Genomic DNA, 3,059 nt, shown 5'->3' on the forward strand with positions numbered 1-3,059 from the left:
ATGGAAAAGTCGTCACCAACCATGAAGCAACAGGAATCATCTATTCAGAGATCGCTTCCAGGTTCAAGGAGGCAGGCTCAAGCGAGATCCTGGTAATAGGTCTTGGAAGGGTTGGGTATGCCGGAGCTAAACATCTTGCAAAAAAAGGATTCAATGTTTATGCCTGTGACCCTAACAGGAATTTTCTGGAGAAGGCAGCCCATGAGCTTGGGATTAAGGAATACTGCAAGGAAGATCGCAAGAAATTTTCAATGGTCTTCGAGGCCACACCCAATGCAAATACCATCACCGAAGGTATGATCGCAGAGAGGTGCCTGGTTTCAACCCCGGGAATACCCTGTGGATTGCCTGAAGAGGTCGGAAAGAAATTCAGAGTGGATCTAGTCATGGAACCGCTCTTCATTGGGGTCGCATCGATGCTATATTCGGTAGTATGACCTCACTTTTTTTCCTTTCCGCCTGAAGCCTGATGTCTATATAGTGCAATTTCTATGGTCGTGCGCAGGTCATCCTCCTCAAAAGGCTTGAGAATATAGCCATAGGGTTCGGTAAACTTGGCTCTCTGTAATGTCTCTTCATCAGAATACGCAGTTAGGTAAATCACAGGTATGTTAAAACGCTTGCGGATTTCTCCGGCAGCGTGTATGCCGTCTATCTCCCCTTTGAGCATTATGTCCATCAGAACAAGATCAGGAAGAATACCTTCAACCTTGCTGATTGCGTCTTCACCCGTTGACGCCACTCCGGGGACTATATAGCCCAGTTTCTGTAATCTTTTCTTAATTTCGAGAGCAACTATGTTCTCATCTTCAACTACAAGTATCTTGGCGTCTGTCATTTTCACACCCTAACCTTACATTTTAACTCCTTAAAACGGATCTTGAAAGATGTTCCCCCATTTCTTTCAAGTTCAATAGTTCCATTTATCTGGTCAACAAGAGTCGTAACAAGCTGCAAGCCCAGAGAAGTTGTTTGCCTGAAATCGACATTTTCAGGGAATCCTATACCATCATCACTTACATTGAGAGTGAGCTCATTGCCATGAAGCTCAAGAGTAACGTTAACATTTCCTTCTAATGCATCTCTATACCCATGTTTCAGGGAATTGGATACCAGTTCATTTATAATCATTCCCAGAGGGATGGCAGTGTCCATACCCAGGTAGACATTCTCTATCTTCGAATTCAGTTTAATGGCTTTGGACTCCATGAAATAGGATTTTGACAGAAAATTCAGCAAATTTCGGGTATAATCTGCAAAATCAATTGTAGACATATCTCCTGACTGGTACAGTTCTTCATGTATCAGTGCCATTGATCTTACACGGTTGCGGCTATCCAGGAAAGCTTCAACTATCTCTTTATCTCTGAAATTTTCAGCTTCAAGGAACAGCAGACTTGATATTACCTGTAGGTTATTTTTTACTCTATGATGAATTTCCTTTTTACGGATCTCTTCAGCCCTTAATAGAGTTTCTTGAGCCTTTTTACGCTCAGTGATGTCCAGGATGATACCTTGGAGCAAAATTTCTCCAGATTGCTCCATCCGGATAAAGGTTCGCTCATCAACCCATCTGATATCCTTGGATTTTGTAAATATCCTGTATTCCTGATTGAATTGATCTGAATGAACGTTTTTATATTCCTCAAGCATGGGATGGAACCTTTCGAGATCCCCTGGATATAAAATATCTAGGTATTTTATTCTGCCAGAAGTAAAATCCTCAACAGTATAGCCTAACTGGCTTACATTTTCAGAAACAAAACTCACAGGCCAATCTTTTTCAGGCTTCCATTTAAAGACGATCACAGGACTGTTGTTTACAACTCTTTCCATTTCTTCTTTTATTTGATTGGAATGTTCAAGTTGTTCAGCATAATCCTTGAGAGCTTGTTCAATGCGTTTACGTTCTGTAATATCACGGGCAATGGTAAGTACAGCATTTTTCCCTTCATACTGGATGATCCGGCTGCTAAGCTCTACAGGTAATTGTTTGCCCGATTTGGTTACATGCACAGTCTCAAAAATATTATTTTTTAGTTCAAGCAATTCTTTGATACGACTGAAGAGAGATTTAATTGCAAGTGTTTTATCTATATCCATCTGCTTCATTTTAAGGAATTCATCGCGAGTATAGCCCATTCTCTCACAGGCTACCTGGTTAACTTCCAATATATTGCCAGCCATATCATGAAGATATATAGCATCATTAGTACTGTCAAAAAGGGTCCTAAACTTCTTTTCGGACTCCCTTAAAGCCTTTTCAGCTTTTATGCGTTCAGTGGTTGCTTCATCCAGAGACAAACGTGTCTGTTCGATACCATTGGTGAGTATTCGTAGATCACCTTCCCCTTGCACTCTAACAGATCTGGAAAAATCATTATTCTGAATAGCTGTAAGCACATTATTGGAGTCATCTACAATGCTGTCAAGATATTCTGCGAAATTATCAAGTGTATCTCCAGCCTGCTTGAATTCACCTTTAAGTTCAAGCTGTATTCTTGTTTTTAGCTCTCCTTTTGCAAGAGCATTAGTAACTCTCATATTCTCACGTATGGGAGCTGTCACAGCATCAAGTATCTCATTAAGCCCCTTAGGTATCTCCTTGAAATCTATTCCTACATCAGTGTTTGCTCTTGCATCCAGTTTTCCTTCCACAGCATCCTGGGAAATCATTTTAAAACTGCTTACTATATTGTCAATAGGTTTTGTAATAGACATTGCAATAAGATATGCCACGAGACCCATAAACACAATGGATATGGCAGATATTATGATGAGTCTTGTCCTTAGGGCAGCTACCCCTGCAAGCATCTCTTCCTTGGGGACCACAAGGATAAATGAATAGTTCCCGGTTTTCACAGGTTCATAGAACATTATCACATCTTTACCTGTAGCTGGATCAACAGTCTCAAAATTCCCTCCTTTTCCTTCTTTAATATTATCTGCAGCTTCTGAAATCTCAGGTATATCGAAGTCATAAAGGGTCTTTGAGGCTATCCAGTCCTTGTGTACGGGATGGGAAACTAAAATACCAGTATTACCTGTAACGAAAGCAT

The 3,059-nt window shown here is 40.6% G+C and carries 3 protein-coding genes; 1 reads left to right on the forward strand and 2 read right to left on the reverse strand.

Annotation, left to right across the window (positions count from 1 at the left end; all coding sequences use genetic code 11):
* A partial coding sequence (gene pylD / locus ACCM36_RS03765; RefSeq protein ID WP_370572397.1) for a 3-methylornithyl-N6-L-lysine dehydrogenase PylD occupies window positions 1-437 on the forward strand: 437 nt, incomplete at its 5' end.
* 2 nt (window positions 438-439) lie between these two features.
* Here the strand turns inward: pylD and ACCM36_RS03770 are convergent.
* Both ACCM36_RS03770 and ACCM36_RS03775 read right to left on the reverse strand, forming a co-directional pair.
* On the reverse strand, window positions 440-838 hold the full coding sequence (locus tag ACCM36_RS03770) for a response regulator (RefSeq protein ID WP_370572398.1): 399 nt from the start codon (window positions 836-838) through the stop codon (window positions 440-442).
* A 2-nt stretch (window positions 839-840) separates the two neighbouring features.
* A partial coding sequence (locus ACCM36_RS03775; RefSeq protein WP_370572400.1) for a PAS domain S-box protein occupies window positions 841-3,059 on the reverse strand: 2,219 nt, incomplete at its 5' end.

The organism is Methanomethylovorans sp. (genome assembly GCF_041305605.1).
Classification (GTDB): Archaea; Halobacteriota; Methanosarcinia; order Methanosarcinales; family Methanosarcinaceae; genus Methanomethylovorans.